Annotated in this window: 23 protein-coding genes; 13 read left to right on the top strand and 10 right to left on the bottom strand. The window is 69.3% G+C overall.

The genetic code is table 11. The features are described 5' to 3' along the window. Positions 1 to 161: 161 nt before the first annotated feature. Positions 162 to 1487, bottom strand: a complete 1326-nt coding sequence (locus tag V5F53_RS00265; protein ID WP_509212749.1) for a hypothetical protein — start codon at positions 1485 to 1487, stop codon at positions 162 to 164. Between the two features lie 251 nt (positions 1488 to 1738). On the opposite strand from V5F53_RS00265, the gene V5F53_RS00260 reads away from it, so the two are divergent. Together V5F53_RS00260 and V5F53_RS00255 are read left to right on the top strand one after the other, a co-directional pair. Next, positions 1739 to 2596, top strand: a complete 858-nt coding sequence (locus V5F53_RS00260) for an alpha/beta fold hydrolase (protein ID WP_393995780.1) — start codon at positions 1739 to 1741, stop codon at positions 2594 to 2596. Between the two features lie 232 nt (positions 2597 to 2828). Continuing rightward, on the top strand, positions 2829 to 3422 hold the full coding sequence (locus V5F53_RS00255) for a L,D-transpeptidase (RefSeq protein WP_393995779.1): 594 nt from the start codon (positions 2829 to 2831) through the stop codon (positions 3420 to 3422). A gap of 192 nt (positions 3423 to 3614) precedes the next feature. Here V5F53_RS00255 and V5F53_RS00250 read toward each other — a convergent pair whose 3' ends face one another. The 7 genes from V5F53_RS00250 to V5F53_RS00220 form a co-directional block, all read right to left on the bottom strand. Further along, a complete protein-coding gene (locus V5F53_RS00250) occupies positions 3615 to 3821 on the bottom strand; it encodes a cold-shock protein (RefSeq protein ID WP_393995778.1) in 207 nt (68 codons plus the stop codon). A gap of 373 nt (positions 3822 to 4194) precedes the next feature. Further along, positions 4195 to 5247, bottom strand: coding sequence for an ABC transporter substrate-binding protein (locus tag V5F53_RS00245; protein WP_393995777.1), 1053 nt, complete (start codon positions 5245 to 5247; stop codon positions 4195 to 4197). A 14-nt stretch (positions 5248 to 5261) separates the two neighbouring features. Next, positions 5262 to 6074 carry an ABC transporter permease gene (locus V5F53_RS00240; protein ID WP_393995776.1) on the bottom strand — a complete coding sequence of 271 codons (813 nt, stop codon included), beginning with the start codon at positions 6072 to 6074 and terminating at the stop codon, positions 5262 to 5264. Next, complete coding sequence (locus V5F53_RS00235) at positions 6071 to 6928, bottom strand: ABC transporter ATP-binding protein (protein WP_393995775.1); 858 nt, start codon at positions 6926 to 6928, stop codon at positions 6071 to 6073. Before V5F53_RS00235 ends, V5F53_RS00240 begins: the two co-directional genes overlap by 4 nt. Positions 6929 to 7090: 162 nt before the next feature. Continuing rightward, positions 7091 to 7585: a DUF2165 family protein gene (locus V5F53_RS00230; protein WP_393995774.1), complete on the bottom strand. Its 495-nt coding sequence runs from the start codon at positions 7583 to 7585 to the stop codon at positions 7091 to 7093. Between the two features lie 92 nt (positions 7586 to 7677). Continuing rightward, entirely contained in the window at positions 7678 to 7953 is a 276-nt protein-coding gene (infA, locus tag V5F53_RS00225) for a translation initiation factor IF-1 (protein ID WP_188578066.1), read from the bottom strand. A 126-nt stretch (positions 7954 to 8079) separates the two neighbouring features. Then, on the bottom strand, positions 8080 to 9738 hold the full coding sequence (locus V5F53_RS00220) for a DEAD/DEAH box helicase (RefSeq protein WP_393995773.1): 1659 nt from the start codon (positions 9736 to 9738) through the stop codon (positions 8080 to 8082). A gap of 559 nt (positions 9739 to 10297) precedes the next feature. On the opposite strand from V5F53_RS00220, the gene V5F53_RS00215 reads away from it, so the two are divergent. From V5F53_RS00215 to modC, 4 genes are all read left to right on the top strand, one after another. Continuing rightward, positions 10298 to 10822, top strand: a complete 525-nt coding sequence (locus tag V5F53_RS00215) for a DedA family protein (RefSeq protein WP_393995772.1) — start codon at positions 10298 to 10300, stop codon at positions 10820 to 10822. Between the two features lie 115 nt (positions 10823 to 10937). Next, a complete protein-coding gene (modA, locus tag V5F53_RS00210; protein ID WP_393995771.1) occupies positions 10938 to 11750 on the top strand; it encodes a molybdate ABC transporter substrate-binding protein in 813 nt (270 codons plus the stop codon). A gap of 128 nt (positions 11751 to 11878) precedes the next feature. Next, positions 11879 to 12571: a molybdate ABC transporter permease subunit gene (modB, locus tag V5F53_RS00205; protein ID WP_393995770.1), complete on the top strand. Its 693-nt coding sequence runs from the start codon at positions 11879 to 11881 to the stop codon at positions 12569 to 12571. Beyond that, the gene (gene modC / locus V5F53_RS00200; RefSeq protein ID WP_393995769.1) at positions 12568 to 13749 is read left to right on the top strand and encodes a molybdenum ABC transporter ATP-binding protein; all 1182 of its coding nucleotides are present in this window, start codon (positions 12568 to 12570) and stop codon (positions 13747 to 13749) included. The genes modB and modC overlap by 4 nt, the downstream gene beginning before the upstream one ends. Here the strand turns inward: modC and V5F53_RS00195 are convergent. Next, a complete protein-coding gene (locus V5F53_RS00195) occupies positions 13673 to 14122 on the bottom strand; it encodes a winged helix-turn-helix domain-containing protein (protein ID WP_393995768.1) in 450 nt (149 codons plus the stop codon). The genes modC and V5F53_RS00195 overlap by 77 nt on opposite strands. 238 nt (positions 14123 to 14360) lie before the next feature. Further along, positions 14361 to 15209, bottom strand: coding sequence for an FTR1 family iron permease (locus tag V5F53_RS00190; RefSeq protein ID WP_393995767.1), 849 nt, complete (start codon positions 15207 to 15209; stop codon positions 14361 to 14363). Between the two features lie 658 nt (positions 15210 to 15867). Here V5F53_RS00190 and V5F53_RS00185 point away from each other — a divergent pair. The 7 genes from V5F53_RS00185 (at position 15868) to V5F53_RS00155 (ending at position 25029) form a co-directional block, all read left to right on the top strand. Next, positions 15868 to 17142, top strand: a complete 1275-nt coding sequence (locus V5F53_RS00185) for an imelysin family protein (protein WP_393995766.1) — start codon at positions 15868 to 15870, stop codon at positions 17140 to 17142. A gap of 10 nt (positions 17143 to 17152) precedes the next feature. Then, on the top strand, positions 17153 to 18628 hold the full coding sequence (locus tag V5F53_RS00180; RefSeq protein ID WP_393995765.1) for a multicopper oxidase family protein: 1476 nt from the start codon (positions 17153 to 17155) through the stop codon (positions 18626 to 18628). Continuing rightward, positions 18628 to 19884, top strand: a complete 1257-nt coding sequence (locus tag V5F53_RS00175) for a di-heme oxidoredictase family protein (protein ID WP_393995764.1) — start codon at positions 18628 to 18630, stop codon at positions 19882 to 19884. The genes V5F53_RS00180 and V5F53_RS00175 overlap by 1 nt, the downstream gene beginning before the upstream one ends. Before the next feature lie 18 nt (positions 19885 to 19902). Continuing rightward, positions 19903 to 21003, top strand: coding sequence for an imelysin family protein (locus V5F53_RS00170; RefSeq protein ID WP_393995763.1), 1101 nt, complete (start codon positions 19903 to 19905; stop codon positions 21001 to 21003). A 7-nt stretch (positions 21004 to 21010) separates the two neighbouring features. Next, complete coding sequence (locus V5F53_RS00165; RefSeq protein WP_393995762.1) at positions 21011 to 22180, top strand: DUF1513 domain-containing protein; 1170 nt, start codon at positions 21011 to 21013, stop codon at positions 22178 to 22180. A 99-nt stretch (positions 22181 to 22279) separates the two neighbouring features. Beyond that, complete coding sequence (locus V5F53_RS00160; RefSeq protein ID WP_393995761.1) at positions 22280 to 22831, top strand: NADPH-dependent FMN reductase; 552 nt, start codon at positions 22280 to 22282, stop codon at positions 22829 to 22831. Between the two features lie 197 nt (positions 22832 to 23028). Further along, entirely contained in the window at positions 23029 to 25029 is a 2001-nt protein-coding gene (locus V5F53_RS00155) for a TRAP transporter large permease (RefSeq protein WP_393995760.1), read from the top strand. Positions 25030 to 25050: the final 21 nt, after the last annotated feature.

Raw genomic sequence — 25050 nt, 5'->3', positions numbered from 1 at the left:
GCGCCTATTGAGCGGCCTCTCTTGGGCCACAGCACCTGAGCCGGCGCCTCTTGGGCCCGGATGCGCCGGCCGCAGTCACCCACTCCCGGCATCCGGCTCGGTGCGCCCGTCCGGGCGCACCGATGTCTTGTCGTCGATGGCTTAACGCATGGACCCGCGCGTCAGTTGTCGTCGGGATGGGCGACGTCGTCCAGCGCCTGGTTGGTGCAGCTGTAGGCGCCTTCCGGCTCGTCGAAGCCGGCGCGGGTGAGGAAGTCGCAGCGCGAGCCCTCCGCCGTCGCCAGCCACGACACCAGCCGATGGGTGATGCCGGCGGTGACGGCATCGTCGTCCACGGGCTTGAACGCGCTGTCGGCGGGCATCTGGGCGCCGCTCTTCCTCGCCGTCCTCACCTCGGTGATGGTGGGAATGAGCGAGATGCTGTCGCCGGTGTCGGCGGCGGTCACCACCGGCTGGACCGACAGGACGAACTGGTCCCAGCTGCCTTTCTCCAGCCGCGTCGCATCCGATTCCCCGGTCACGGTGGCATGAAACACCGGCGCGCCGCCGGCGCCCTTGGCGACGCTGACGCCGGCGAGCTTGAACTTGCGCGCGCCGCCCGCCGCCCCCTCCGCTGGCGCGCCCGCGAGCAGGCGGCCGAGGGCGGTTTCCAGATAGGTCTTCAGCTTGGCGTCGGAAACCACGGCGCCCTCCGATACCTTGGCGCGGGGCACCACGGCCAGCGCCATTTCCGTGCAGGCATTGGGCAGGCCCACCGTCAGCACCGCCGGGTCGGCCCGCAGCGCCTTTGCGCGCGCCGCCTCCTGGCCGATCGGAACGACGATGTCCACCGCCACGTCCTCGCCGCCCCGCGCGGCAAGGCGCAGGCGGCTCCACACGTCCTTCAGCTTGGCGGTGCCGGTGCCGCGCGCCGGCCCGGCCACCGCCACGTCAAGATCGGCCAGGGCCGCCGGCGCGGCGGCGGCCGACTTCAGCACCTCCGGCCGCAGCGCCACGGACAGCCCGCCATAGACCTGGCCGCACCAATTGTCGTCCACGTGCTGGAGAACCAGCGCAGTGTCGGAAAAGTCGGCGGCGGGGCGGAACAGGGTGATGCGTTCCAGGTCGCCGATGGTGGTGGCCTCGTCCCACACCTGGTGCAGGCCGCGCTCACTCTCGGTGAAGGTCAGCACGTAGGAGTCCGCCCCCGTGCCCACGTTCACCTTCAGGATGCCGTTGACGAGCGTGCCGGTGAACGGCAGCGCCGGGCGCGGATCGCCGGCCGGCGGGGCGATGGTGCCGGTGGCCTTGTCATCGCCCACCTCGACGGTGGCGATGCCCACGCGATAGGGCTCGAAGAAGGGCAGCCCCAGCGCCATGTAGTGGTCGGCAGACCGGGCCGGCGTGGCGGCGCCCGCCGCCAGCGCGGCCACGGCCAGCGCCAGCGCGCCGCGACGCGAGAGGGGGCTTGGCGTCATGAGGCGTCTCGACACGGAGCGTCTCGACATGGGACATCTTCCTTCCTGGACCCGGCGCCGAACGGTTCGGCGCGGCATCTTGGACCAATGTTCCTGCGCGAAATGGGTTGAGCATGGCTTAATGCCGAAGGCCCGTGAGCAAAGCTCACGGGCCTTCGGCATTAAGCCCGCGCGGCGCTTGAGCGGACCCACTTGGCGCCGGTCGAAAGACCGGGGCCAATGGTATAAGGACCGGCACGCCCGCGCCACCGCCCCACCCGGCCTTCCACCGCGAGTCGATCATGAGCCCGCTGAACAGCCCCTCCTCCGCGCCCCCGCGCGTCATCACCGCCGTTACGCCCGATGGCCTCTCCATCCATGTGCAGGACTGGAGCGCAGGGGCGGCGACGGGGCCGGAGCTGCTGTTCATCCATGGCTTCTCCCACTGCGGGCTGTCCTGGATGCGGCAGACCGGCGCACCGGAACTGGCAGGCTTCCGCTTGGTGACCTACGATTTTCGTGGCCATGGCGGCTCCGACAAACCGCTGGAGCCCCATTATTACAAGGAGCCGCGACGCTGGGCCGACGAGCTGGCGGCGGTGATCGCGGCGGCCGGCCTCCAGCGGCCCGTTCTGGTGGGCTGGTCCTATGCCGGGCGCATCATCGGCGACTATCTGTCCAGCCATGGCAGCGCCGGGCTGGGGGGCATCGCCTTCGTGGACGCGGCCACCGCCAACGCGCGGGAGTTCTACGGCACCTGCAATCGTCTGATGCGGCGCATGTGCGCCCCGGACCTCGCCGAGAACATTGCCGCCACCCGCGAATTCGTGCGCCGCTGCTTTTCCGCCCCGCCGCCCGCGGATCTCGTCGAAACCCTGCTCGCGCTCAACATGGTGGTGCCGCCGCAGGTGCGCGCGGCCCTGTTCGACCGTCCGGCGGAGTATGACGATGAACTGACCCGCCTCGACATTCCGGTGCTGGTGGTCCAGGGCGGCCGGGACGAGGTGGTGGCCCCGGCCATGGCCCGGCACATCGCCGGCCGCATCCCCGGCGCCCGCCTCGCGGTGTTCGAAGACGTGGGACACGCGCCCTTCCTGGAAGCCGCCGACGCGTTCAACACCCTCCTGGCCGACTTCGCCCGCTCCACGTCCCCCGGCTGATCCGTGCCGCGGAACAACGCAAGCGTGGCTTTTGCATCGCACCGACGCGAAAAGTGCTTCACACTCGCGTGCGCGTGGAACCCGGCGTCCATAAAGCGGTTGCGGTCATGTCCATTTGTGGCGGAAAAATGGATGTCGCACACGCGGGGGCGGTGCGTATCGCGGAAGTTGCCAAGCTCCACTGGTCCAGGTGGTCCACGACACGAGACCAATGAAACGAGACCTTAGCGCCATGATGCACGTGAAAGCCTTCGCCGCCGCCGCGATCGCGGCGGCCGTGGTCACCGCGGCCCCGGCCCGGGCCGATGATCGCTACGACCTCTTCCCGTTCGCGAAGCTGTTCCTCGCCACGCCGTCCGACGTCGGCGTGGTGAGCAGTTCCTCGCCGATCCCGCGCCAGGCGGTGGCCTTCGACGGCGCCTACAAGCCGGGCACCATCGTCATCCGCACCTCCGAGCGCCGGCTTTACTACGTGACAGCGCCGGGCCAGGCCATCCGCTACGGCGTCGGCGTCGGCCGCGACGGCTTCCAGTGGGCCGGCGTGAAGACCGTGAGCGCCAAGCGCGAATGGCCCGGCTGGACGCCGCCGGCGCAGATGCTGAAGCGCCGCCCCGACCTGCCGCGCTACATGCCCGGCGGCATCGACAACCCGCTCGGCGCCCGCGCCATGTATCTGGGCTCCAGCCTCTACCGCATCCACGGCTCCAACGAGCCGGAGACCATCGGTCAGGCGGTGTCCTCCGGCTGCATCCGCATGACCAACGAGGATGTGGTGGACCTTTATAATCGCGTCCGGGTGGGCACCACGGTCTACGTCCAGCGCTGAAGACGGGGTTTGCAGGCAGGGTGCCGAGTTGATCCAGGTTCCTGGCCATTAATCGCGGCCCTCGCGTTCCACGCCCTCCCTGCCTGCGGCGGTGGTGCGGAACGACGGGGTGTCCACGCAAGCAAAAAGCCCGGGCACAAGGCCCGGGCTTCGAATTCGGCGCCCATCCAGTGTGGCGGGCGAAAGCTGCGCTCAGAGCGCGGCGAGGTTCGAGGCTTTGCTCTTGCCGCGGTTATCGGCCACGATGTCGAAGGACACCTTCTGGCCATCGTTCAGGCTGTACATGCCGGAACGTTCCACGTCGGAAATGTGCACGAACACGTCCGGGCCACCCTCATCCTGCTGGATGAAGCCGAAGCCCTTCTGGGCGTTGAAAAACTTGACGGTACCATTGGCCATTTGAGGCCTCCTGTTCAGGCTTTTGCTGCGCGGCTGGCGCAAGCGCGCTGATCGCGAGCGGCGCATAACCGCCTGCGCGCAGTTCAGGACAAGTCCGAAGAAGGGAGGCTTTTATGTCGCGGCCCGAAGGAAACGATGGAAAGCAGGCCGTGCGACGAACTGTCCTAGTCCGCTCGCTCCCCCGCGCATTTTGAAACATGCAGCGGAGGAACGAACACCCATTCACCACGAAATCGGAGTACATCCGTCCGTCTCTCGCCGACGCTGGAAGCGCGTTAGGCGACTGGGATGTTGCATAGATAGAGACTAACTGCGGCAAATCAAGGGCAGATGCGAAAATTCCGCATCCGCCCTCCAAGTTCTTCCGCGCCGCTCAGTGCGACCCTGCCTTTTTTACGAAAGTGCCATCAAACGTCTTGGCCAGATCGATGGAGGCGGACTTCAGCTCCGGATCGAACGCCACCAGCATGCCGAGGGCATTTTTCATGGCCGCTTCCGGGATCACGCCCGTGACCGAGTACATGGGCATGGAGTTCTTCACCGCCGCCTCGTAGAGCCCGGTGTCGCCCAGCAGATATTCGGCGGGCACCACCGCCGCCACCTCGGCGGGGGTGGCAGCGTGGAGCCACTTCAGCGCCTTGGCGAAGGCGTTCACCAGTTTCTGGGTGGTCACCGGGTTGCGGGTGACGAAATCGCGCTTGAGATAGAGTACCGCGGCCGGATTGGGCCCACCGAAGATGGCCTCGCTGCCCGCCTCGGTGCGGCTGTCGGCCAGGATCGCCACGTCGCCGTCGCTCTCCAGCTTGGTGATGACCGGATCGAGGTTGGCCATGGCGTCGATGCCGCCATGCTTCATCTGCGCCACCGCGGACGCCCCGCCCCCGACCCCCACGAACGACACGTCCTCCGGCTTCAGCCCGTCCTTGGCCAGCAGGAAGTTGACGAAGAAATTGGTGGAGGAGCCGGGCGCCGTCACCCCCACCTTGCGACCCTTCAGGTCCTTCACGGCCTTGATGCCGCTGTCCTTCCCCGCCACCAGCACGATGCCGGGAAAGCGGCCAAGCTCGATCACCGAGACGATGTCCTGGCCCTTCGCCTGCATGCGGATGGTGTGCTCATAGGCCCCCGTCACCACGTCCACCGAACCGCCGATCAGGGCCTGCAACGATTTGGCGCCGCCGCCGAAATCGTTGATGGAGACATCAAGCCCCTCCTCCTTGAAGAAACCCTTCCGCTCGGCGATGGTCAGCGGAAGGTAATAGAGCAGCGGCTTGCCGCCCACGCCGAGGGTGAGCTGCGGCTTCTCCGCCGTCTGCGCCACCGCCGGCCCCGCCAATGCGGCCGCGAGGCCCGCCACCGCCAGCACGCCGATGGCGAAGGCGCGGACAAGGCCGTGCCCGAGCCTGCCCGCCTTGAGACGTCCCATGCTTGTCCTCCCTGTCATTGGGCACCGGCCGGCGCCGGGCGCCAGACCAGGAGCCGTCGTTCGATGGCGCTCACCAGCGTGTCGATGAGGATCACGAAGATGGAGAGCACCACCATGCCCGAGAACACGCCGGTGACGTCGAACACGCCTTCCGCCTGGTGGATGCGGTAGCCGAGGCCAGCGGCGGAGCCGAGATACTCGCCCACCACCGCGCCCACCAGCGCGAAGCCCACCGCCGTGTGCAGCGAAGAGAACATCCAGGTGAGCGCCGAGGGCCAGAACACGTGCCGCATGAGCTGGCGCTCGTTCATGCCCAGCATGCGGGCGTTGGCGAGCAGGGTCGGGCTCACCTCCTTCACGCCCTGGTAGACGTTGAAGAAGACGATGAAGAACACCAGCGTGACGCCGAGCGCCACCTTCGACCAGATGCCGAGCCCGAGCCACAGCGCGAAGATCGGCGCCAGCACCACGCGCGGCAGCGCGTTCGCCATCTTCACGTAAGGATCGAACACGGCCGCCAGCACCGCCTTGCGGGCGAACCAGAAGCCGATGAGCACCCCGCCCGCCGCGCCGATGACGAAGGCCAGCAGCGTTTCCAGCAGGGTGATCCCCAGGTGGTACCAGATGATCCCGGAATAGAAGTCCGCGAAGGTGCGCTCCAGCACCGCCAGCGGCGTGGAGAAGAAGAACGGATCGAGCGCGAAGAAGGGCTTGGCCGAGATCGCCGGAATGTGCAGCTTCACCGTGGCGCCAAGATGCCAGATCGCCAGCAGCACCACCGCCACCAGCAGCTGAAGCCCGAGCAGGGCTGAGCGGTTGCGCCTCATGTGCCGTGATCCACCGTTTCCGACTGCCTGTAGCCCTTCACCACCTCGTCCTTCAGCGCCGCCCAGATCTGCCGATGGATCTGATGGAACGCCGGGTCGAGGCGCACGTCGATGTCGCGCGGGCGGGGGATGGGCACGCGCCATTCGCCGATGATGCGGGCCGCCGGGCCCGCGCCCATGATGACCACGCGGTCGGCCAGCGCGATGGCCTCCTCCAGGTCGTGGGTCACGAACAGCACCGCCTTGCGATCGGCGCTCCACAGCTCCAGCAGCAGGTTGCCCATGATCTGCCGGGTCTGGGCGTCGAGCGGGCCGAACGGCTCGTCCATCAGCAGGATCTTGGGGTGCCGGATCAGCACCTGCGCCAGCCCCACGCGCTTGCGCTGGCCACCGGAGAGCATGTGCGGATAGCGATCGGCGAACGCCGCCAGCCCCACCCGCGCCAGCCACTTGCGGGCTTCCGCCCGCGCCTCGGCCTTGGGCGTGCCGGCGATATCGAGGCCAATCGCCACGTTCTCCACCGCGGTCTTCCAGGGAAACAGCGCCTCCGCCTGGAACAGGTAGCCGGCCTTGCGGTTCAGCCCGGACAACGGCGCGCCAAAGATGGACACGTGCCCGGACGCGGGCGTGAGCAGCCCGGCGGTGGCATTGAGGAGGGTGGACTTGCCGCAGCCGGTGGGGCCGACGATGGCCACGAACTCCCCATCGGCGACGGCGAGGCTGGCGTCGTCCACGGCGACGAAGGGCACGCCGCCCCGCTTGGCATCGGGAAAGGCAATGCGCACTTTCTCCAGGACCACGGCGCTGGCGGGCGCCTCCGGATGTGGCCGGACCACGCTGAGAACTGGCGGCACCCTCTCCCTCCCCGGGACCCAGGCGCTCAGCCGCCGGCTCTCGCCCGGCCTGCGCCTCTTGGCGTGCAACCTACCGGGGGCGGGGGGACGGAGGCAAGCGGCGGCGCGCGGAAGCGCAGCCGGGAAGCCGAACCGGGGCCGCCGGCAGGCGGATCGGGAACCTCAGGCGGAGTCGCGCTCGGGCAGCGCCACCAGGATCAGCATGCCGATGACGGCCACATAGATATGGAAGGCGCCCTGCTGGCCGTTCCAGTCCTTGGACTGCCACATGGCGAAATACTCACCGGCCACCACCATGAAGCCGAAGAACCACAGCGCGAAGGCCAGCGCCCCGCCCAGATAGACCAGCCCCTTCGCGCGCTCGAACGCGGCGACGGGCGCGCGCAGCCGAGCCAGCATCAGCCCGGCGCCGGCGGCGAGCAGCACCCCGCTCACCCCCTCGGCGGTGATGATGGCCGCATATGCGGCATGCCACAGGCGCGGATCGGTGATGGCGCGCGCCATCAGGGCATTGCCGGGAAAGGTCGTGTCCATGCTCAGCACATGGCCCACGAAGGCAAAATTCGACCCGTAGTCGACGATGTTGCCATAGGCGACGAGCAAGGCGTAGGCGGCGAGCGACGCCACCACAGCGATCTTGGCGACACGCAGCTCCATTCCCGTTCCCCCTCCTGGGGGCCATGGCTTCCCGACGGGCGAGGAGGACCGGCCTCCCCGCCTCCGGTCCAGCCGGCCGGGGGCAGGATAACTCAGCGCCGGCGAAAATTCTGCTGACGTCGCGCGCCGGGCGGCGGAGCGGAGCCTTCGGCCTTGTGACGGAAGTTGATGCGCCCACGGTCGAGATCGTAGGGCGACATTTCCACCACCACCCGGTCTCCCTCGATGGTGCGGATGCGATTCTTCTTCATCTTGCCGGCAGCATAGGCCAGGATCTGGTGGTCATTGTCCAGCCGCACGCGGAAATTGCCGTCGGGCAGGACCTCGGTCACCGTTCCCTCGAACTCCAGCAGTTCTTCCTTCGCCATATAGTCTTCTCCGATGACCCCGCGCCGGGGCGGAAGTGGCGGGCCTTATGTCACGTTTCCGCGGTCCGGCCCATAGGTATCGCGCACGCGGAACACCTTATCGATGCCCCGCGCGCGATCTGAACGTCACCGACCGGGGCGCTTGGCCCCGACGCCCTGGGTTTCCTTGCGGCCGTCCTGCCGGGTCGGCACCGCCTTCATGAAGCCGATGCCGCCGAGTTCGCCGCCGGTCGCACGCGCGCCGCGCTCGGCCCGCTCACCGCGATTGGCGCGCCCCTCCGGACGGCCGGCGCCCCGGGCCTCTTCGGAACGGGCCGGACGCGGATCGCCGCGCCCCTCGGCACGGGCCGCCTGCGGCCGCGCCGCGCGGGCCTCATCGCCACGACCGGGACGGGCCTCGGCCCGCGGCGACTGCGCCCGCCCGGCACCGGCCGGGCCGCGGCCCTCCTGGCGGCCGCCGTCGCGCTCCTGCCGGGCAGCACCGTCACGCTGCGGACCGCGCCGCTGCTCGGACCCACGGCCGCCGTCGCTCCGCGGCGCCGACGCGCGCTGGCCGCCGGGGCGCCCCTGGCGACGCCCGCCACGGGTGTCCTCGCGGCTGTCCTCCTGGGTGTCCAGGAGGATCGGCGCGCCGTCCGGCACGTCGAACGCCATGCCGGCGCCGCGGCGATCCTCGGACGGGATCTGCAGCTTGATGAGCCGCTCGATGGCCCGCAGGAACGCGCGCTCCTCCTGGTCGCAGAACGAGATGGCAATGCCCTCGCGGCCGGCGCGGGCGGTGCGCCCGATGCGGTGCACATAGCTTTCCGGCACGTTCGGCAGGTCGAAATTGATGACGTGGCTGACGCCCGTCACGTCGATGCCGCGCGCGGCGATGTCGGTGGCGATCAGGGTGCGGATCTTGCCTTCGCGGAAGGCGGCCAGCACCCGGTCACGCTGGTTCTGCGACTTGTTGCCGTGGATCGCATCGGCGGGAATGCCGGCCTTAGCCAGCACCCGCACCACCTTGTCGGCGCCGTGCTTGGTACGGGTGAACACCAGGGCGCGGTCGATCTGCTCCTTGGAGAGCACCTCGGCCAGCAGCGGACCCTTGTTGGCCTTGTCCACCAGCACCACGCGCTGGTCGACGCGGTCGGCGGTCTTGGCCACCGGGGTCACCGCGACCCGCACCGGCTCATGCAGCATGGAGCCGGCGAGCTCGGCGATGGCGCCGGGCATGGTGGCGGAGAAGAACAGCGAATGCCGCTTGTGGGGCAGGCGGCGCACGATGGCGCGGATGGCATGGACGAAGCCCATGTCCAGCATCTGATCCGCCTCGTCGAGCACGAACACTTCCACCTGGTCGAGGCGGATGGCGTTGTTCTCGGCAAGGTCGAGCAGCCGCCCGGGGGTGGCCACCAGCACATCCACGCCGCGTGCCAGGGCGCGGATCTGCCGGCCCATGGGCACGCCGCCGATGGCGAGCGAGACCGTGACATGGGCGTGACGGCCGAATTTCAGGAAATTGTCGACGATCTGGCCCGACAGCTCGCGGGTGGGCGAGAGCACCAGGGCGCGCACCGACTTCGGCTCGGGACGACGCGGATGGCGGGCCAGCCGGTCGAGGATGGGAAGGGCGAACGCGGCGGTCTTGCCGGTGCCGGTCTGGGCGATGCCGATGAGGTCGCGACCGGCGAGAATCTCAGGGATGGCCTGGGCCTGGATGGGGGTCGGCGTCACGTGGCGCTCTTCGGTGAGGGCGCGGACGATGGGCTCGGCAAGGCCGAGGGAAGAAAAAGAGGTCAAGCTCTGTCTTTCATGGGCGAGCGACGTCGGGCCGCGCACGCGTGGCGTTCACGCGGCGATGCTGCTCGCGAGGATCTTCGACATCCCGCGTGGCCAGGGGTGTCCGGAAGAAAACAAGGAATTCGGGCAAAGCCGCCTGCGACGCTTCCAGGATGATGAAGCTCCGAGCGGTCTCCGCTACGCGGCCCGACAGTGCCGTCATTCCCTGGCGCCGCCCCCGGTCCGGTTGGACCTCGATGAACGACCGCCTGCCGACGGATCACTATGGCAGTGCATATGACGCATCCCCATGACGATTTCAAGGCAGGCCCGGCCCGATGCCGCTGTTTTCGCCGGCTGGGCGCCGCCGGGGTCCACCCGGATACCCCTTCGCCGTCTCGGCCGGGCGCGCGCGTGGGGCGACTGGCCGTAGCCGCGCGGCGGGAGAACGACCGCCATACGCTTTTCCGCCGCACTGGCCCGGCATAGAGAGGCTGCGCAAGCCCCAGCCAATGATGCGCGCCATGGTCTTGATCCGTCCCGCGCGCCGTGCGGGCGGGGACCGGCGGGCGGAGGAGCCATGTTCGACCCCAAGACGCTGATCGACGCCACCACCGCCTTCGTGCAGGAGCATCAGGCGCTGGCGCCTGCCATTGTCTTCGGCCTCGCCTTCGGCGAGTCGCTGGCCCTGGTCTCCTTCTTCATCCCGGCCACCGTGCTGCTGCTCGCCATTGGCGCCCTTGTGGAAGCCTCCGGCCTGCAGTTCTTCCCCATCTGGCTGGCGGCGGTGGTGGGCGCCTCGCTGGGCGACGCCGTCTCCTATTGGCTCGGCTTCCACTACAAGGAACGCGCCAAGTCGTTCTGGCCACTCTCCCGGCGCCCGGACCTGGTGGCGCGGGCCGAGGATTTCTTCTCGCGCTTTGGCATCTGGGGGGTGGCCGTGGGGCGCTTCTTCGGCCCGGTGCGCGCGGTGGTGCCCCTGATCGCCGGCATCCTCGCCATGCGGCAAAGCCATTTCCAGCTCGCGAACGTGGCCAGCGCGGCCCTGTGGGCCTTCGCCATGCTGGCGCCCGGGGCCGTGGCCCTGCGCCTCATCGGCGGCTGACGGACGCGCCCCGCCATCGCTCCGGGGCCGCATGCCCCTGCGGCGTCGGCGAACCTTGTGCCACCCCGGGAAGCTATATATGCATGGCTATATCAATCCGGGATAGACCATTGCCATGATCGATTTCATCATTCCCCGCCGCGGTCTCCTCCTCGGCTTCGTCCTGGCCGCGGGTCTGCTCGGCCCGGCCCGCGCCGAGCAGCCCGCCACCGCCGCCGCGGCATCCGCCGACACCACCGTCACCACCTTCGCGGCCGCCAGCCTCACCAATGCCTTCGAGGACATCGCCAAGGCCTACGAGGCCAAGGGCAAGCCCAAGGTGAAGTTCTCCTTCGCCGCGTCGTCCGCGCTCGCCAAGCAGCTCGAGGCCGGCGCTCCGGCCAACATCTTCGCCTCCGCCGACCTCAAGTGGATGGACTACACCGATGCCAAGGGCCTGACCCTGAAGGCCAGCCGCGTGGTGCCGATCGGCAATGCGCTGGTGCTGGTGGCGCCGGCCGACAAGGCCAAGCCGGTGACCATCGCCAAGGGTATGGACATCGAGGCCCTGCTCGGTGCCAACGGCCGCATCGCCACCGGCCTCACCGACAGCGTGCCAGTGGGCATCTATGCCAAGACCGCTTTCACCACCCTCGGCGTGTGGGACAAGGTGGCGCCGCGCATCGTCGGTGCCGAGAGCGTTCGCGCCGCCCTCACCCTGGTGGAGCGCGGCGAGGTGCCCTATGGCGTGGTCTATGCTACCGACGCCGCCATCGCCAAGAACGTGAAGGTCGTGGCGGTGTTTCCGGCCGACAGCCATCCGCCGGTGGAATATCCCTTCGCCCTGGTGAAGGGCCACGACACACCCGAGGCCAAGGCCTTCCTGGCCTTCCTGGTGGGGCCCGAGGCCAAGGACATCTACCGGAAGTACGGCTTCGTGGTGAAGTGATCGCCGCCCCGGAGACGAGCGGCGGCACCAGTCTTGCGTGAGCATTTCCACGTCGGCGCGAGGAGATCCTTCGCGCCGACGTCGCCTTGGTTTAGACTTTTCGGGATTTTACGCGCCGGATGTTTCCCATGCTGCTCACACCGGAAGAATGGACGGCGGTGGTCCTCAGCCTGAAGGTCGCCTTCTGGTCCACCTTCTGGAACATGCCGCCCGCCATCCTGGTGGCCTGGATTCTCGCCCGCACCAACTTTCCCGGCAAGAGCCTGTTCGACGGCATCGTGCACCTGCCCCTGGTGCTGCCCAAGGTGGTGGTGGGCTATCTGCTTCTGATCACGCTCGGGACGCGCGGCTATCTCGGGCAATATCTGTATGAGTGGCTCGGCGTCAGCCTGATGTTCACCACCGCCGGCGCCACCGTGGCCGCCGCCGTGGTGAGCTTTCCGCTCACCGTCAGCGCCATCCGCCTCGCCATCGACGGGGTGGACCGGGGCATCGAGACCGCCGCCCGCACCCTGGGCGCCACCCGCATCGACGCCTTCTTCACGGTGACGCTGCCGCTCATGCTGCCGGGCCTGCTGTCCGGCGCCCTGATCTCGCTGGCCTCGGCGCTCGGCGAGTTCGGCGCCACCATCACCTTCGTCTCCAACGTGGAAGGCCAGACCCGCACCATCCCGCTCGCCATCTACAGCGCCACCCACATGCCCGACGGCGACGCCATGGCGCTGCGTCTGACCGTGGTCTCGGTGGTGCTGGCCCTCGGCGCGCTGGTGCTGGCCGGCATGGCCGACCGCCGCATCAAGATCGCCCTGGGCCGGCTATGATCGAGATCGACATCAGCCTCGCCCGCGGCACCGGCTTCACCCTCAAGGCGCACTTCACCGCACCGCAGACCGGCGTCACCGCCCTGTTCGGCCGCTCCGGCTCGGGCAAGACCACCATCATCCAGGCGGTGGCGGGCACCGTGCGGCCGGACAAGGGGCACATCCGCGTCGGTGACGAGGTCTTCCTGGACCTGGACCGGGGCATCGACCTGCCGATCGAGAAGCGGCGGGTGGGCTACGTGTTCCAGGACGCCCGGCTGTTTCCCCATCTGACCACCGACAGCAACCTGCGCTACGGCCAGCGCCGCGCCCGCCACGACCACTCCATCGGCTTCGACGCGGTGGTCGAGATGCTGGGCATCGGCCACCTGCTGAAGCGCCGGCCACACACCCTGTCGGGGGGCGAGAAGCAGCGGGTGGCCATCGGCCGGGCGCTGCTGGCCCAGCCGCGCCTGCTGCTCATGGACGAGCCCCTCGCCTCCCTGGACGAGCAGCGCAAGGCGGAAATCCTGCCCTACCTGGAACGCCTGCGCGACGACCTGAAGCTGCCCATCCTCTACGTCAGCCATTCCATCGAGGAAGTGCTGCGGCTGGCCGACACGGTGGCCGCGCTGCGGGAGGGCACGGTGGTTGCGAGCGGGCCGCTCACCGACGTCCTGTCCCGCGCCGAGCTGCTGCCGGTGCTGGGCCGCTTCGACCTCGGCACCATCCTCGACTGCGTGGTGAAGGGCCACGACACCGAGCTCGCCCTCTCCACCATCGCCTTCGCGGGCGGCGAACTGCGAGTGCCACTGGTGGATCGGCCGGTGGGCGCGCCGGTGCGGGCACGCATCCGCTCACGCGACGTCTCGCTGTCCCTGTCGCGCCCCATCGACGTGTCGGTGACCAACCGCCTGGCTGGCACCATCCGCACCATCCGGCGTGAGGGCGGGCCTTATGTGAATGTGGAGGTGGCGCTCAGCCACGGCAAGCTCCACGCCCTTGTCACCCTGGAGAGCGTCGAGCGCCTGGCCCTCGAGGAGGGCATGCCCATCTGGTCCATGATCAAGGCGGTGGCGGTGGACAGCCGCTCTCCCGCCTTCCCGGAGCAGAACGAGGCCTTCACCCCACCGTCCCGTCCCGCCGCTCCGGCTCTTCGCCTGGTTGCCGGGCGCTCTCTTCCGCAAGAGCCTGAGTGAGCTCGCCAAGGGTGGCGCGGGTGGCCTTGGCCGCCTGCCGCTCCATGGCGCGGTAGAGCGCGATGAGCCGCTCGCCGAAGGCGGTGACCTCGGTGCCGGCGCCGCGCCGGCCAGGATAGGTGAGAATCACCTTCTGCTCGAACATGTGGTCGAGTTCATCCACCAGCAGCCACGCCCGCCGATAGCTCATGCCGATGGCCTTGGCCGCGGACAGGATGGACCGATGCTCGCGGATGGCCTCAAGGAGCATGATCTTGCCCGGCCCGAGACGCCGGCCATTGGGAAAATCAACGCGCAGGAAGAGGCGCGATGCGTCGTCCTGTCGCTGCGGCTGGCTGTCCTGTAGTTGCGGCTGGCTTGGGGTCTGGCTCACGGGTGTCTCCTCTCCGGGCCGGACCGGCCGCCGTTCCCTGGACGAGGGGCCGACGTGGCGCGCTGGACGACGGCGCATAGGAAATAAGCAATCTGCCTACTTCCTTATCGTGAATCCGACTGCGATGCCACGACTTCCGCCCTAGGCATGGGAGAAGGATGCGCCCGGGCGCCGCCAACCGCAAGGGCTTGGCACGCGGAAATCGCGCACCAAGCTTCGCCGACCACTCGCGCGCGCGTCACGCGCGCGCAGTAGTCCGCAGGTGGCTCGCCTTGGCCTTGGCGATCCGGCTGTTCACCAGGCGGGAGAGCACGACGATCACAGCCACGGTGGCGAGATAGGCCACCACCTGCATGCCCGTGGGCTGGGCGCGGTACCCCACCAGAGTCCGCAGCACACGGCCGAGCGGACCGTCGTCGGTGAGCAGCCAGCTGCTGTCCCACACCGGATCAGCCAGCGACTGGATGAAGCCGGAATCCTGGAGGATGCCGACCACCTGGGCCGACAGCCCCGCCGCCAGCAGCGTGATGACGACGGCGGTGACCTTGAACAGGTGCTTCAGCGGCACCGCCACCAGGCCGCGGTACAGCACGAACGCCACCACCCCGCCCGCCGCGAGCCCGAGCAGGCCACCCGAAACCACGTTGGGCACCGTCTCCATGCCGGTGGACATGATGCCAAAGGTGAACAACACGATCTCCACGCCTTCGCGCAGCACCGCCATGCCCACCACCAGCGCAAGCGCGGTCAGGGGCTTGCGTCCCTCCTTCACGTCCTTGCCGACGGACTGCATCTGCAGCACCATCTCGCGGCCGTGGCTCGCCATCCACACCACGGTCCACACCAGCATCACCACCGCCACCGACAGGATGGCCGCGTTCAGCAGTTCCTGGCCGGAACCGTCGAACAGATTGGAAATGCGCTCAGCGAACAGCGCCAGCACCGCCGAGCCGACGATGCCGCCAAGCACGCCGGCGCTGATCCATAGGCCACGCCCGCGAATGCCCTCGGACGCGGCCAGCACCACGCCGATGACGATACCCGCCTCGAGCACCTCACGAAAAACGACGAGGAGGGCCGCCAGCATGTCAGGTCTCCTTAAATCCGACCAAGCCGAAACCAAGACGCCATGCGCCACGGACACAGCCGCATCTGCCCGCCGGGGCGCGGGGACGTGGCCGCTGCACGGTGCACGATGAAGGATGCCTCGGACGCAAAATGGCGCGTCGGGAGTATCCGCCGAGCAAATTGGAACAACTCAAAAAATAATCCCACGCATCCAGATCAAATACGCGATGACGGAACATTGCTGTGTTTTAGCACCCGCCGCCAGGAGCTGTCAGCGGCCGGCCCGCAATTTAGAACGAATACAATCCCGCCACACACTCTCGGTCGCGACAGAAACCGCGGATCGTCAAGCCTTTGCGTTGAATTGCACACAACACCCGGCGACCGGGTGACGCAGTCTCGCCCGGCCAGTCATCGCCACAGCCGCCATCAGGCGCCACCGCGCGACTGCCATCCGCGACTCAGAATTGCGGGTGGATGGTTCCGGTTTTCTCTTCACATTGGAGCATGAAATCCGTTTTTACCTATCGGAAGCACGGGATAGAACGATTCCATTATTTGCTGGCGAGCTTGCGAGGGGGGCGGGCCCTCCCTAATCTGCCGCTGCCGGGGGAGCGGGCACTTTCCTGCCGGTGCCATCATTTGAATTGAATTAGCCGAACCAGGAGAACAGGTTGATGCGCGCGCATTTCATTGCCGGCGCGATCGCCGCCGCGGTGAGCTTCGCGACGCCGGCATTCGCCGACGCGCCCAAGCCCCGCGATGTGATCACCCACTATGCCGACCTCGCCCAGACCATGTACGGCGCCTCTTACGAGACCGCCAAGGGATTGCAGACGGCGGTCGACGCCTTCGTCGCCGCCCCGAGCGCGCAGACCCAGCAGGCGGCCAAGGACGCCTGGAAGCACGCCCGCACGTTCTACCAGCAGACCGAGGCCTTCCGGTTCGGCAACAAGATCGTCGACGACTGGGAGGGCAATGTGAATGCCTGGCCCCTCGACGAGGGTCTCATCGACTATGTGGACAAGAAGTCCTACGGCGACAGCTCCGACGAAAACCCGCTGTACACCGCCAACGTGATCGCCTCCAAGACGATCCGCATCGGCAAGAAGACCATCGACGTCACCAAGATCACCCCCGAGCTGCTGCACAACCTCAACACCGCCGGCGGCGTCGAGGCCAATGTGGGCTCCGGATGGCACGCCATCGAGTTCCTGCTGTGGGGGCAGAACCTCCACAATGCCACGCCGAGCGAGGGCCAGCGCTCCTTCACCGACTACGACCTGAAGAACTGCACCAACGGCAATTGCGACCGTCGCGGCCAGTATCTGAAGGTCGCCACCCAGACCCTGGTGGCCGACCTGAAGGAAATGACCGACCTGTGGGGCGCGAAGGGCGCCGCCCGCAAGGCGCTTCTGAAGAAGAACGACAAGGCCGGCCTCGGCGTCATCTTCACCGGCCTCGGCTCTCTCTCCTATGGTGAGCTCGCCGGCGAGCGCATGAAGCTCGGCCTCATCCTGCATGACCCGGAAGAGGCGCACGACTGCTTCTCCAACAACACGCAGAACGCCCATTATTATGACGAAGTGGGCATCCGCGACGTGTATTACGGTCGCTTCACCAAGCCCGACGGCACCGAGGTGAAGGGTCCCTCCGTCGCCGACCTGGTGCGCGCCGCCGATCCCAAGGTGGCCGACGAGATCGACCAGAAGTCCGACGCCGCCCTGGCCGCCCTCAAGGCCTTGAAGGACGTCGCCGATTCCAACGAGATCCGCTACGACCAGATGCTCGCCGAAGGCAATGAGAAGGGCGGCAAGCTCATCCAGGCCGGCGTCGACGCCCTGGTGGCCCAGGCCCACGCCATCGAGCGCGGCGTCTCGGCGCTCAAGCTCCAGATCAAGATGGAAGGCTCGCAGAGCCTCGACAACCCGAACGCCGTCAACAAGAAGTGAGGCCATCGCGGTGATCTCGCGTCGCGCAGTGATGCTGGGGGGGGCCGCGGCGGGAGCCGCGGCCTTCGCCCCGTCCGCCCTCGGCCAGGAGGCCCCCAAGTCCATCGACACCCTGCCGCCCACGGCGCCGGTGCGACGCCTGTCGCTGCTGGCGCAGGAACGCACGATGGCCCTGCTCGGCGCGGGCCAGCCGGAGACGCCGGGCTTCTGCGCCTATAACGACACGCCCTTCCTCACCTGGCGCATGCCCCAGGGCACGCGGCTGATGGTGGATTTCGAAAACCGCCTGCCGGTGCCCACCACCGTGCACTGGCACGGCATCCGCGGGCCGTACCTGTATGACGGTGTCGCCCCCATCACCCAGCCCAACGTTCCGGCCGGCGGGCGCTTCCTCTACAACGTGCCGCTGCCCGACCCGGGCTTCTATTTCTTCCACCCCCATTGCGACGAGACCGGGCAGGTGGGGCGTGGGCTCGTGGGCCTGCTGCTGGTGGAGGAGCCGGCCGAGAAGCGCGTCAAATTCGACCTTGAGCACATCATCGCCGTGAAGGATTGGCGGCTGGACGAGCAGGCCCGGTGGCTGCCCATGTTCACCGATGCCGGCGCCTCCACCGCCGGCACCTTCGGCACCGTGCGCGCGGTCAACGGCTCCATCGTGCCGCCGCGGGTGGAAGCCCCGGCCCATGGCGACGTGCGCATCCGCGCCATCGTCGCCGACGCCACCCGGGTCATCGACTTCGGCTGCGACACCGACGACGCCGCGATCATCGCCACCGATGGGCAGGCCATCACGCCCTTCCTGTTCAGCGCCGCGCCGGACGACATCTGGCGCATGGGCCCCGCCATGCGCATCGACGTGCACGTGCGGATGCCCGGCCCGGGCCAGGAAGTGAAAATCTACGACTACCGCACCGCCGAACCCTATCTGCTCACCACCCTGGTGGCGGTGGACAAGGGCCGCAGGAAGACCCCCTTCAAGCCCAAGGCGCTGCCCGCCGCAACGGAAGTGCCGCTGCCGGACGTGGCGAAGGCCACCCACCTCGACTTCCTGATCCAGACCGCCGCCGGGGCCACCATCATCGCCCCGCCGCTGCCGGAGGGCGATCCGCTGGCAAAGGCGCTCATCGAGTCCCTGTGCGTGGGCGACAAGACCTTCTGGGCCATCAACCGCACCTCCTGGGGGGCCGGGGCGGACCTGCGCCTGCCGCCGCCGCTCAATATCCTGAAGGCCGGGGAGAGCTATGTTCTCTCCATGACCAACGTCACCAAGCATGTGCACCCGATGCATCTGCACGGCCATGTGTTCAAGGTGCTCGCCTCCTCCAGGAAGAAGAGCCTTCCTCCCTTCCAGGCTGACACCGTGCTGGTGGAGCCCAACGAGACGGTCGACGTGGCGTTCAAGGCCGCCAGCGGCAACTGGGCCTTCCACTGCCACATCCTCGAGCACATGGATGCCGGCCTGATGGGCTGGTTCCGGGTGGCGTGATGGCCCGGCTCACACGCCACCGCGCGGCGCTGCTGGCGATCGCGCTCGTCCTCGCCCAGGCCGCCGCGCCAGCGCGGGCGCTGGACGATCTCGACATCCACATCGGCAAGGCCCTGTTCAAGCGCCCCTGGACCCCGGCGCCCACCACCACCCAGGCCGACGACGGCCTCGGACCGCTGTTCGACGCGCGCTCCTGCTCGTCCTGCCATCCCGGCAGCGGGCGGGCCGCGGCCGCATTCGAGGCCGACGGCCAGGTGGAGGGGCGGGGCATGGTTCTGATGATCGGCCGCGCCGACGGCTCGGGCGATCCCGTCTACGGTCGCCGCATGCAGATCGATGCGGTGCCGGGCCTGCCCCCCGAGGGCATCATCGCCGCCGACGACACCGCCCTGCCGGACGGACGGCGCGCCCGCCGGCCGCGCCTCGACGCCCTGGCCTATGGCCCCCTCGACCCCCAAAGCGGCCTCTCCCTGCGCGCCGCCCCGGACCTGCACGGACGCGGCGCCATGGCCGCGGTCTCGGATTCGACCCTGCTGGCCGTGGAGGCCGAGCAGGCGGCGGCGAAGGACGGCGTGGCCGGCCGCGCCCGGCGGATCTCCCAGCCCGACGGCAGCATGCGCATCGGCCGCTTCGGCTGGAAGGCCAGCCATGCCACCCTCGCCAGCCAGAGCGCGGAGGCCTTCTTCCTCGACCTTGGCCTGTCGAACCGGTTCCATCCCGAGCCGTGGGGCGATTGCACGCCGCTCCAGCCCGCCTGCCGCGCCGCTCCCCACGGCGCCCGCCCGGTGGAAGCCGACGGCACCCCGGGATTGGAGATCGGCGATGCCGTGCTCGACCGGGTGGTGGCCTACGTGGCCGCGCTGCCGGCACCCCATGGCACCGCGCCAGCCGATGCGGCCGGCGCCCGGCTGTTCGCCTCGGTCGGCTGCGCCACCTGCCACCGGCCGGCGCTGCCCACCGCCGACGGCGGCACCGCGCGGCTCTATTCCGACCTGCTGCTGCACGACATGGGCACCGCCCTGGGCGACACCATGCCGGAGCCCGGCGCCGGTGCATCGGACTGGCGCACCGCGCCGCTGACGGGCATTTCACAGGCGCTCGCCCGCGACACCGGCCTGCTGCACGATGGCCGCGCGCGCACGGTGGAGGAGGCCATCGCCTGGCATGCCGGCGAGGCCACGGCCGCCGCCGCCCGCTTCCGCGCCCTGCCCGAGCGTGACCGCGCCGCTTTGCTTGACTATGTTTCGTCCCTCTAGGTTCTGAAAGTGCTTCGCATGCTTGAGAACATTGCCCGCCCAGCCATCGCCACGGCGCGCAAGGTGCTGGTTGGCCTCGTCTGCGCCGCCGCCGTCTCGGTGTCTCCGGCCCGCGCTGCCAATCCGCCCTTCGATGCCGTGGCCGTGATCGAAGGCTGGCTGCTGCCGCGCTATGACGCCCTGGCCAGCACCACCGACGCCCAGAAGTCCGCCTGGGCCGGCTTCTGCGCCAAGCCCGAGGCCGCCGGGGTTCCGGCCCTGAAGGAGGCCTATGGCAAGGCCGCCGACGCCTGGAACGCGGTGGAATTCGTCACCTTCGGCCCGATCAGCCAGAACCTGCGTCCCGACCGCTTCAGCTTCTTCCCCGACCGGCGCAACGGCATCGCCCGCGGCATGGCGGACATGATCGGCGACACCGACGCCGCCCGCCTCTCCCCCGAGCGTTTTGACCAGGCCAGCGCCGCCATCCAGGGCCTGCCGGCGCTGGAACGGCTGCTGTACGACGAAGGCGCGGCGGAGGCCCTGGTCGCGGGCCCGGAAGCGGCGCGGCGCTGTGCGTTCGGCCTCGCCATCGCCACCAACCTCGCCACCATCGCCCATGACGTGCGCGCCGCCTGGGGCGATCGCTCCAGCGGGCTGCTGGGCGGCCTGGCCGCCGGCAAGGGCGACCCGGCCCTGTTCCCCGACGCCGCCGCCCTGCCGGGCATGATCCTCACCGACCTGTCTGGCGCCTTCCAGCGGGTGACCGACACCAAGATCCTGCCGGTGCTCGGCTCCGGCCCGTCCGAGGCCAAGCCCCTGGCCGCCGACAACTGGCGCTCCGGCCGCTCGGGCCGGGTGGCGGCCAACATGGTGAAAAGTGCCGACGCGCTGCTGCGCGCCATCGCCACCCAGATGCCGAGCCGCCCGCAATGGGTGGTGAACAAGGCCGCCACCGAGGCGGATGCCACCGCCGACAAGCTGCCGGCCGACCTCGGCGCCGCCGCCCAGACCGCGAGCGGCGCGGCCACCCTGCAAGCCGCCATCAAGACCTTCAAGGCGGCCCAGCTGGCGGTGTATCGGCCGATGGCGTCCTATTTCGGCATTTCCCTGGGCTTCAACGCCCTCGACGGCGATTGAGGCGCGCATGAGCCATCGCCATCCCCCACTCCGGGAGCGCTGCGCGGGTGACGGGGCCGCGGGCCGCCTTTCCCGGCGCGCCTTCGTTGCCGGCACCCTGCTGGCGCTGCCTGCGCTCACCCGCCCCGGTCTCGCGGCCGAGGCCGCTGGCGACAGCGGCTGGCTGTCCACCGCCGGGGTGGAGACGGGCTTCGCCGCGGTCGGCGTGGACGCGTCCGGCGCGGCCGGCATCGATGCGCCCTCCGCCGTGCGCCTGCATGGGGTCGAGGCCAGCCCCACCGGGCCGCTGGCGGTGGCGGTGGGGCGGCGGCCCGGCACCGTGGCGGTGGTGTTCCGCCGCGACACCGCCAGCGCCCTCTCCACCTTCGGTCCCGGTTCCGGGCGGGTATTCTCCGGCCATGGGCGCTTCTCCCCCGACGGGCGCCTGTTCCTCACCGCCGAGATCGAGCGGCCGGAGGCAGGCGCGGGCCATCACACCATGGGCCGGGGCGTCATCGCCCGGCGCGACGTGGCCGCCGGCTTCGCCATTGTCGACGAGTGGCCGAGCCTGGGCGATGGCCCGCACGACCTCATGCGCTCGGGCGCGGCGCTGGTGGTGGCCAATGGCGGCATCGAGCCCAATACGCCGGAGGCGCGCGACGCCGAGGCAACCGGCTCCAGCATCGCGCTGGTCGACCCGCTCACCGGCGCCCCCCGCGGCGAAGGGCGCCTGCCCGCCGACCTCGCCAGCCTGTCCCTGCGCCATCTCTCGCGCGACGGGGCCGGTGGCACCGTGGTCGCGGCCCAGGACCTGCTGAACGATGGCATCGCCCGGCCCCTGCTGTTCCGCATCGCCACCGATGGCGCCCTGGCCCCGTTCGAGGCGCCCGACACCGCATGGCGCGAGCTGCGCGGCTATGTGGGCTCGGTGGCGTTCGACGCCTCCGGCCGGTTCGTGGCCTGCGCCACGCCGCGCGGCGGGCGGGTGGCGGTGTGGCACGCCGACGGGCGCTACATCGGCGCGGTGCCGCTGGTCGACGGGTGCAGCCTGGCCATGACCTACGACCCCGGCACCTTCATCGCTGCCAGCGGCTATGGCGAGGTGGTGCGCATCGCCGCCAGCGCGGAGGGCGTCGCCATCATCGCCCGCCGCACCGGCGGCCCGCGCTTCGACAACCACATGGTGCGCATCGGCTGACATCCGCAGTGCGCAAAAAGGGTGGGACTCGGGCGGGCGATATGCTCATGTTCCCCGGCGCCGGCGTTCGGCCGGCCTTGGCAACATGAGGTCAAGAGCATGAAGTGGGTCGTTCTGGTGGGCTCCATCCGCAAGGGCTCCTACAACGCCGCCATTGCCCGCGCCCTGGGCGGCATCGCGCCCGCGGGCGTGAACGTGGAGGTGCTGCCCTCCATCGCGCTGCTGCCCCTCTATGACGGGGACATCGAGGCCGCAGGCATTCCCGCGCCGGTCTCCGCCCTGTCGCAGGCCATCGCCGCCGCCGACGCGCTGGTGATTGTCACGCCCGAATACAATTACTCCATCCCCGGCGGCCTCAAGAACGCCATCGACTGGCTGTCGCGGGTGCCGGAGAAGCCGCTGAAGGGCAAGCCGACCCTCCTCCAGTCCGCCTCCATGGGCGGTTTCGGCGGGGCGCGGGCGCAATACCATCTGCGCCAGGTCCTGGTGTGCCTGGATGTGCCGGTGCTGAACGTGCCGGAGGTGATGGTGGGCCAGGTGCACACCAAGGTGACTGATGGCGCCCTCACCGACCAGGGCACCTTGAGCTTCATCGAGGGCCAGCTCGCCGCCTTCCACGACTTCGTCCGCCGCCAGCAGGCCAGCGCCTGAGCACCGCCCCGCGGCGCCACCGGCGTCGCGGGGGTCCGGATGATGGACCTCAAGTCCTTGGAATCGCGCGCGGGAAAAGGCGCCGAAAAGGCGTTGCAATCGCGCGACAGCTCGGCCAGCATGTCGCCCCAATAAGACAGGTCCAAGATACGGACCTGACAGCACCACGCCAAGATGGTGCCGGGAGGATACGCCGAATGCAGGGACCAGACCGCAACCGCGGCCCGGGCGGGCGCGCGCGCGCCAGGAATGACGCACAGGCCGCCGGCCTGCAGGTGGCCGCAGCCCACGCCAGCGCGGGCGCCGCGGCCCCCTCGGGCAGCCATGCGGGGCATGGCCACGGCGCCGTCTTCAGCGGTCCGCCCAATGCCTTCACCCGGGGCGCCGGCGCGGTTGAGCGCGCGCTGGCGCAGCTGGTGGAAATTCCGGTGGCGCTGCTGGTGGCGGCGGAGATCGTGATTCTGTTCGCCGGCGTCATGTCCCGCTACGTGTTCCACGCCCCGCTCATCTGGTCGGACGAACTCGCCTCCATCCTGTTCCTGTGGCTCGCCATGCTGGGCGCGGCGGTGGCCTTCCGGCGCGGCGAGCACATGCGCATGAACGTCATCGCCGGCATGGTGGGGCCCGAGGCGCGCGCCTTCCTGGAAGTGAGCGCGGTGGTGGCGGGGCTCGCCTTCTGCGCCCTGATGCTGCCGCACGCCCTGGAATATGCGGAGGAGGAAACCTTCATCCGCACCCCGGCGCTGGACCTGCAGAACTCCTGGCGGGCGGCGGCGCTGCTCACCGGCCTCAGCTTCATGGTGGCGTTCGCGCTGTTGCGGCTGGCCCAGTTCGGACGCCCGCTTCTGGTGCTCAAGGCGCTGGTGGTGGCCGGCCTCATCCTCGCCGCCTTCTGGGCGCTGGGGCCGGTGCTGAAGGGGCTCGGCAACTACAATCTCGTCATTTTCTTCGTCGGCGTGGTGGCGTTCTGCGTGCTGGCGGGGGTGCCCATCGCCTTCGCCTTCGGGCTTGCCACCTTCGGCTATCTGGCGCTCACCACCCGCACCCCCATGCTGACCATGGTCGGCCGCATGGACGAGGGCATGAGCCATATCATCCTGCTGGCGGTGCCGCTGTTCGTGTTCCTCGGCCAGCTCATCGAGATGACCGGCATGGCGAAGGCCATGGTGTCGTTCCTGGCGAGCCTGCTCGGCCACGTGCGCGGCGGCCTCCACTATGTGCTTCTCGGCGCCATGTACCTGGTGTCGGGCATCTCCGGCTCCAAGGCCGCCGACATGGCGGCAGTGGCGCCGGTGCTGTTTCCGGAGATGAAGCGGCGCGGCGCCAAGGAAGGCGACCTGGTGGCGCTGCTCTCCGCCACCGGGGCGCAGACCGAGACCATTCCCCCCTCCATCGTGCTCATCACCATCGGCTCGGTCACCGGCGTGTCCATCGCCGCGCTGTTCACCGGGGGGCTGCTGCCGGCGGTGGTGCTGGGCGCGGCGCTTTGCTTCGTGGTGTGGTGGCGCTATCGCGGCGAGGACCTGTCGCAGGCGGCCAGGGCCTCCTGGGGTGAGGTGGGGCGCGCCTTCCTCATCTCGCTGCCGGCCATCGCCCTGCCGTTCGTCATCCGCGCCGCGGTGATCGAGGGGGTCGCCACCGCCACCGAGGTGTCCACCATCGGCATCGCCTATTCGGCGCTGGCCGGCCTGCTCATCTATCGCCAGTTCGACTGGAAGCGGCTGCGCCCCATGCTGGTGGACACCGCGAGCCTGTCGGGCGCCATCCTGCTCATCATCGGCACCGCCACCGCCATGGCCTGGGGCCTCACCCAGTCCGGCTTCTCGCGGGCGCTCGCCGATACCATGACCCACCTGCCGGGCGGGGCGGTGACCTTCATGGCAGTCTCGGTGCTGGCCTTCATCGTGCTCGGCTCGCTGCTGGAAGGCATCCCGGCCATCGTGCTGTTCGGGCCGCTGCTCTTCCCCATCGCCCGCGCGGTCGGCATCCACGAGGTGCACTATGCCATGGTGGTGATCCTGGCCATGGGCATCGGCCTGTTCGCGCCGCCGTTCGGGGTCGGCTATTACGCCGCCTGCGCCATCGGCCGGGTGGACCCGGTGGCCGGCATGCGGCCCATCCTCGCCTATCTCGCCGCCCTCGTTCTGGGCCTGGTGATCGTGGCGGCGGTGCCGTGGATATCGGTGGGGTTCCTCTAGGCGGACCGGCGGGAGGCCGCG

The sequence above is a fragment of the Xanthobacter cornucopiae genome, from assembly GCF_043195065.2.
GTDB lineage: Bacteria > Pseudomonadota > Alphaproteobacteria > Rhizobiales > Xanthobacteraceae > Xanthobacter.
This window is presented reverse-complemented; position numbering and strand designations above follow the sequence as displayed.

Bases quoted from the DNA above. Each gene is read 5' to 3' on its own strand.
- V5F53_RS00265 (WP_509212749.1), bottom strand. From the start codon at position 1,487: ATGTCGAGACGCTCCGTGTCGAGACGCCTCATGACGCCAAGCCCCCTC.
- V5F53_RS00260 (WP_393995780.1), top strand. From the start codon at position 1,739: ATGAGCCCGCTGAACAGCCCCTCCTCCGCGCCCCCGCGCGTCATCACC.
- V5F53_RS00255 (WP_393995779.1), top strand. From the start codon at position 2,829: ATGATGCACGTGAAAGCCTTCGCCGCCGCCGCGATCGCGGCGGCCGTG.
- V5F53_RS00250 (WP_393995778.1), bottom strand. From the start codon at position 3,821: ATGGCCAATGGTACCGTCAAGTTTTTCAACGCCCAGAAGGGCTTCGGC.
- V5F53_RS00245 (WP_393995777.1), bottom strand. From the start codon at position 5,247: ATGGGACGTCTCAAGGCGGGCAGGCTCGGGCACGGCCTTGTCCGCGCC.
- V5F53_RS00240 (WP_393995776.1), bottom strand. From the start codon at position 6,074: ATGAGGCGCAACCGCTCAGCCCTGCTCGGGCTTCAGCTGCTGGTGGCG.
- V5F53_RS00230 (WP_393995774.1), bottom strand. From the start codon at position 7,585: ATGGAGCTGCGTGTCGCCAAGATCGCTGTGGTGGCGTCGCTCGCCGCC.
- infA (WP_188578066.1), bottom strand. From the start codon at position 7,953: ATGGCGAAGGAAGAACTGCTGGAGTTCGAGGGAACGGTGACCGAGGTC.
- V5F53_RS00215 (WP_393995772.1), top strand. From the start codon at position 10,298: ATGTTCGACCCCAAGACGCTGATCGACGCCACCACCGCCTTCGTGCAG.
- modA (WP_393995771.1), top strand. From the start codon at position 10,938: ATGATCGATTTCATCATTCCCCGCCGCGGTCTCCTCCTCGGCTTCGTC.
- modB (WP_393995770.1), top strand. From the start codon at position 11,879: ATGCTGCTCACACCGGAAGAATGGACGGCGGTGGTCCTCAGCCTGAAG.
- modC (WP_393995769.1), top strand. From the start codon at position 12,568: ATGATCGAGATCGACATCAGCCTCGCCCGCGGCACCGGCTTCACCCTC.
- V5F53_RS00190 (WP_393995767.1), bottom strand. From the start codon at position 15,209: ATGCTGGCGGCCCTCCTCGTCGTTTTTCGTGAGGTGCTCGAGGCGGGT.
- V5F53_RS00185 (WP_393995766.1), top strand. From the start codon at position 15,868: ATGCGCGCGCATTTCATTGCCGGCGCGATCGCCGCCGCGGTGAGCTTC.
- V5F53_RS00175 (WP_393995764.1), top strand. From the start codon at position 18,628: ATGGCCCGGCTCACACGCCACCGCGCGGCGCTGCTGGCGATCGCGCTC.
- V5F53_RS00170 (WP_393995763.1), top strand. From the start codon at position 19,903: ATGCTTGAGAACATTGCCCGCCCAGCCATCGCCACGGCGCGCAAGGTG.
- V5F53_RS00165 (WP_393995762.1), top strand. From the start codon at position 21,011: ATGAGCCATCGCCATCCCCCACTCCGGGAGCGCTGCGCGGGTGACGGG.
- V5F53_RS00160 (WP_393995761.1), top strand. From the start codon at position 22,280: ATGAAGTGGGTCGTTCTGGTGGGCTCCATCCGCAAGGGCTCCTACAAC.
- V5F53_RS00155 (WP_393995760.1), top strand. From the start codon at position 23,029: ATGCAGGGACCAGACCGCAACCGCGGCCCGGGCGGGCGCGCGCGCGCC.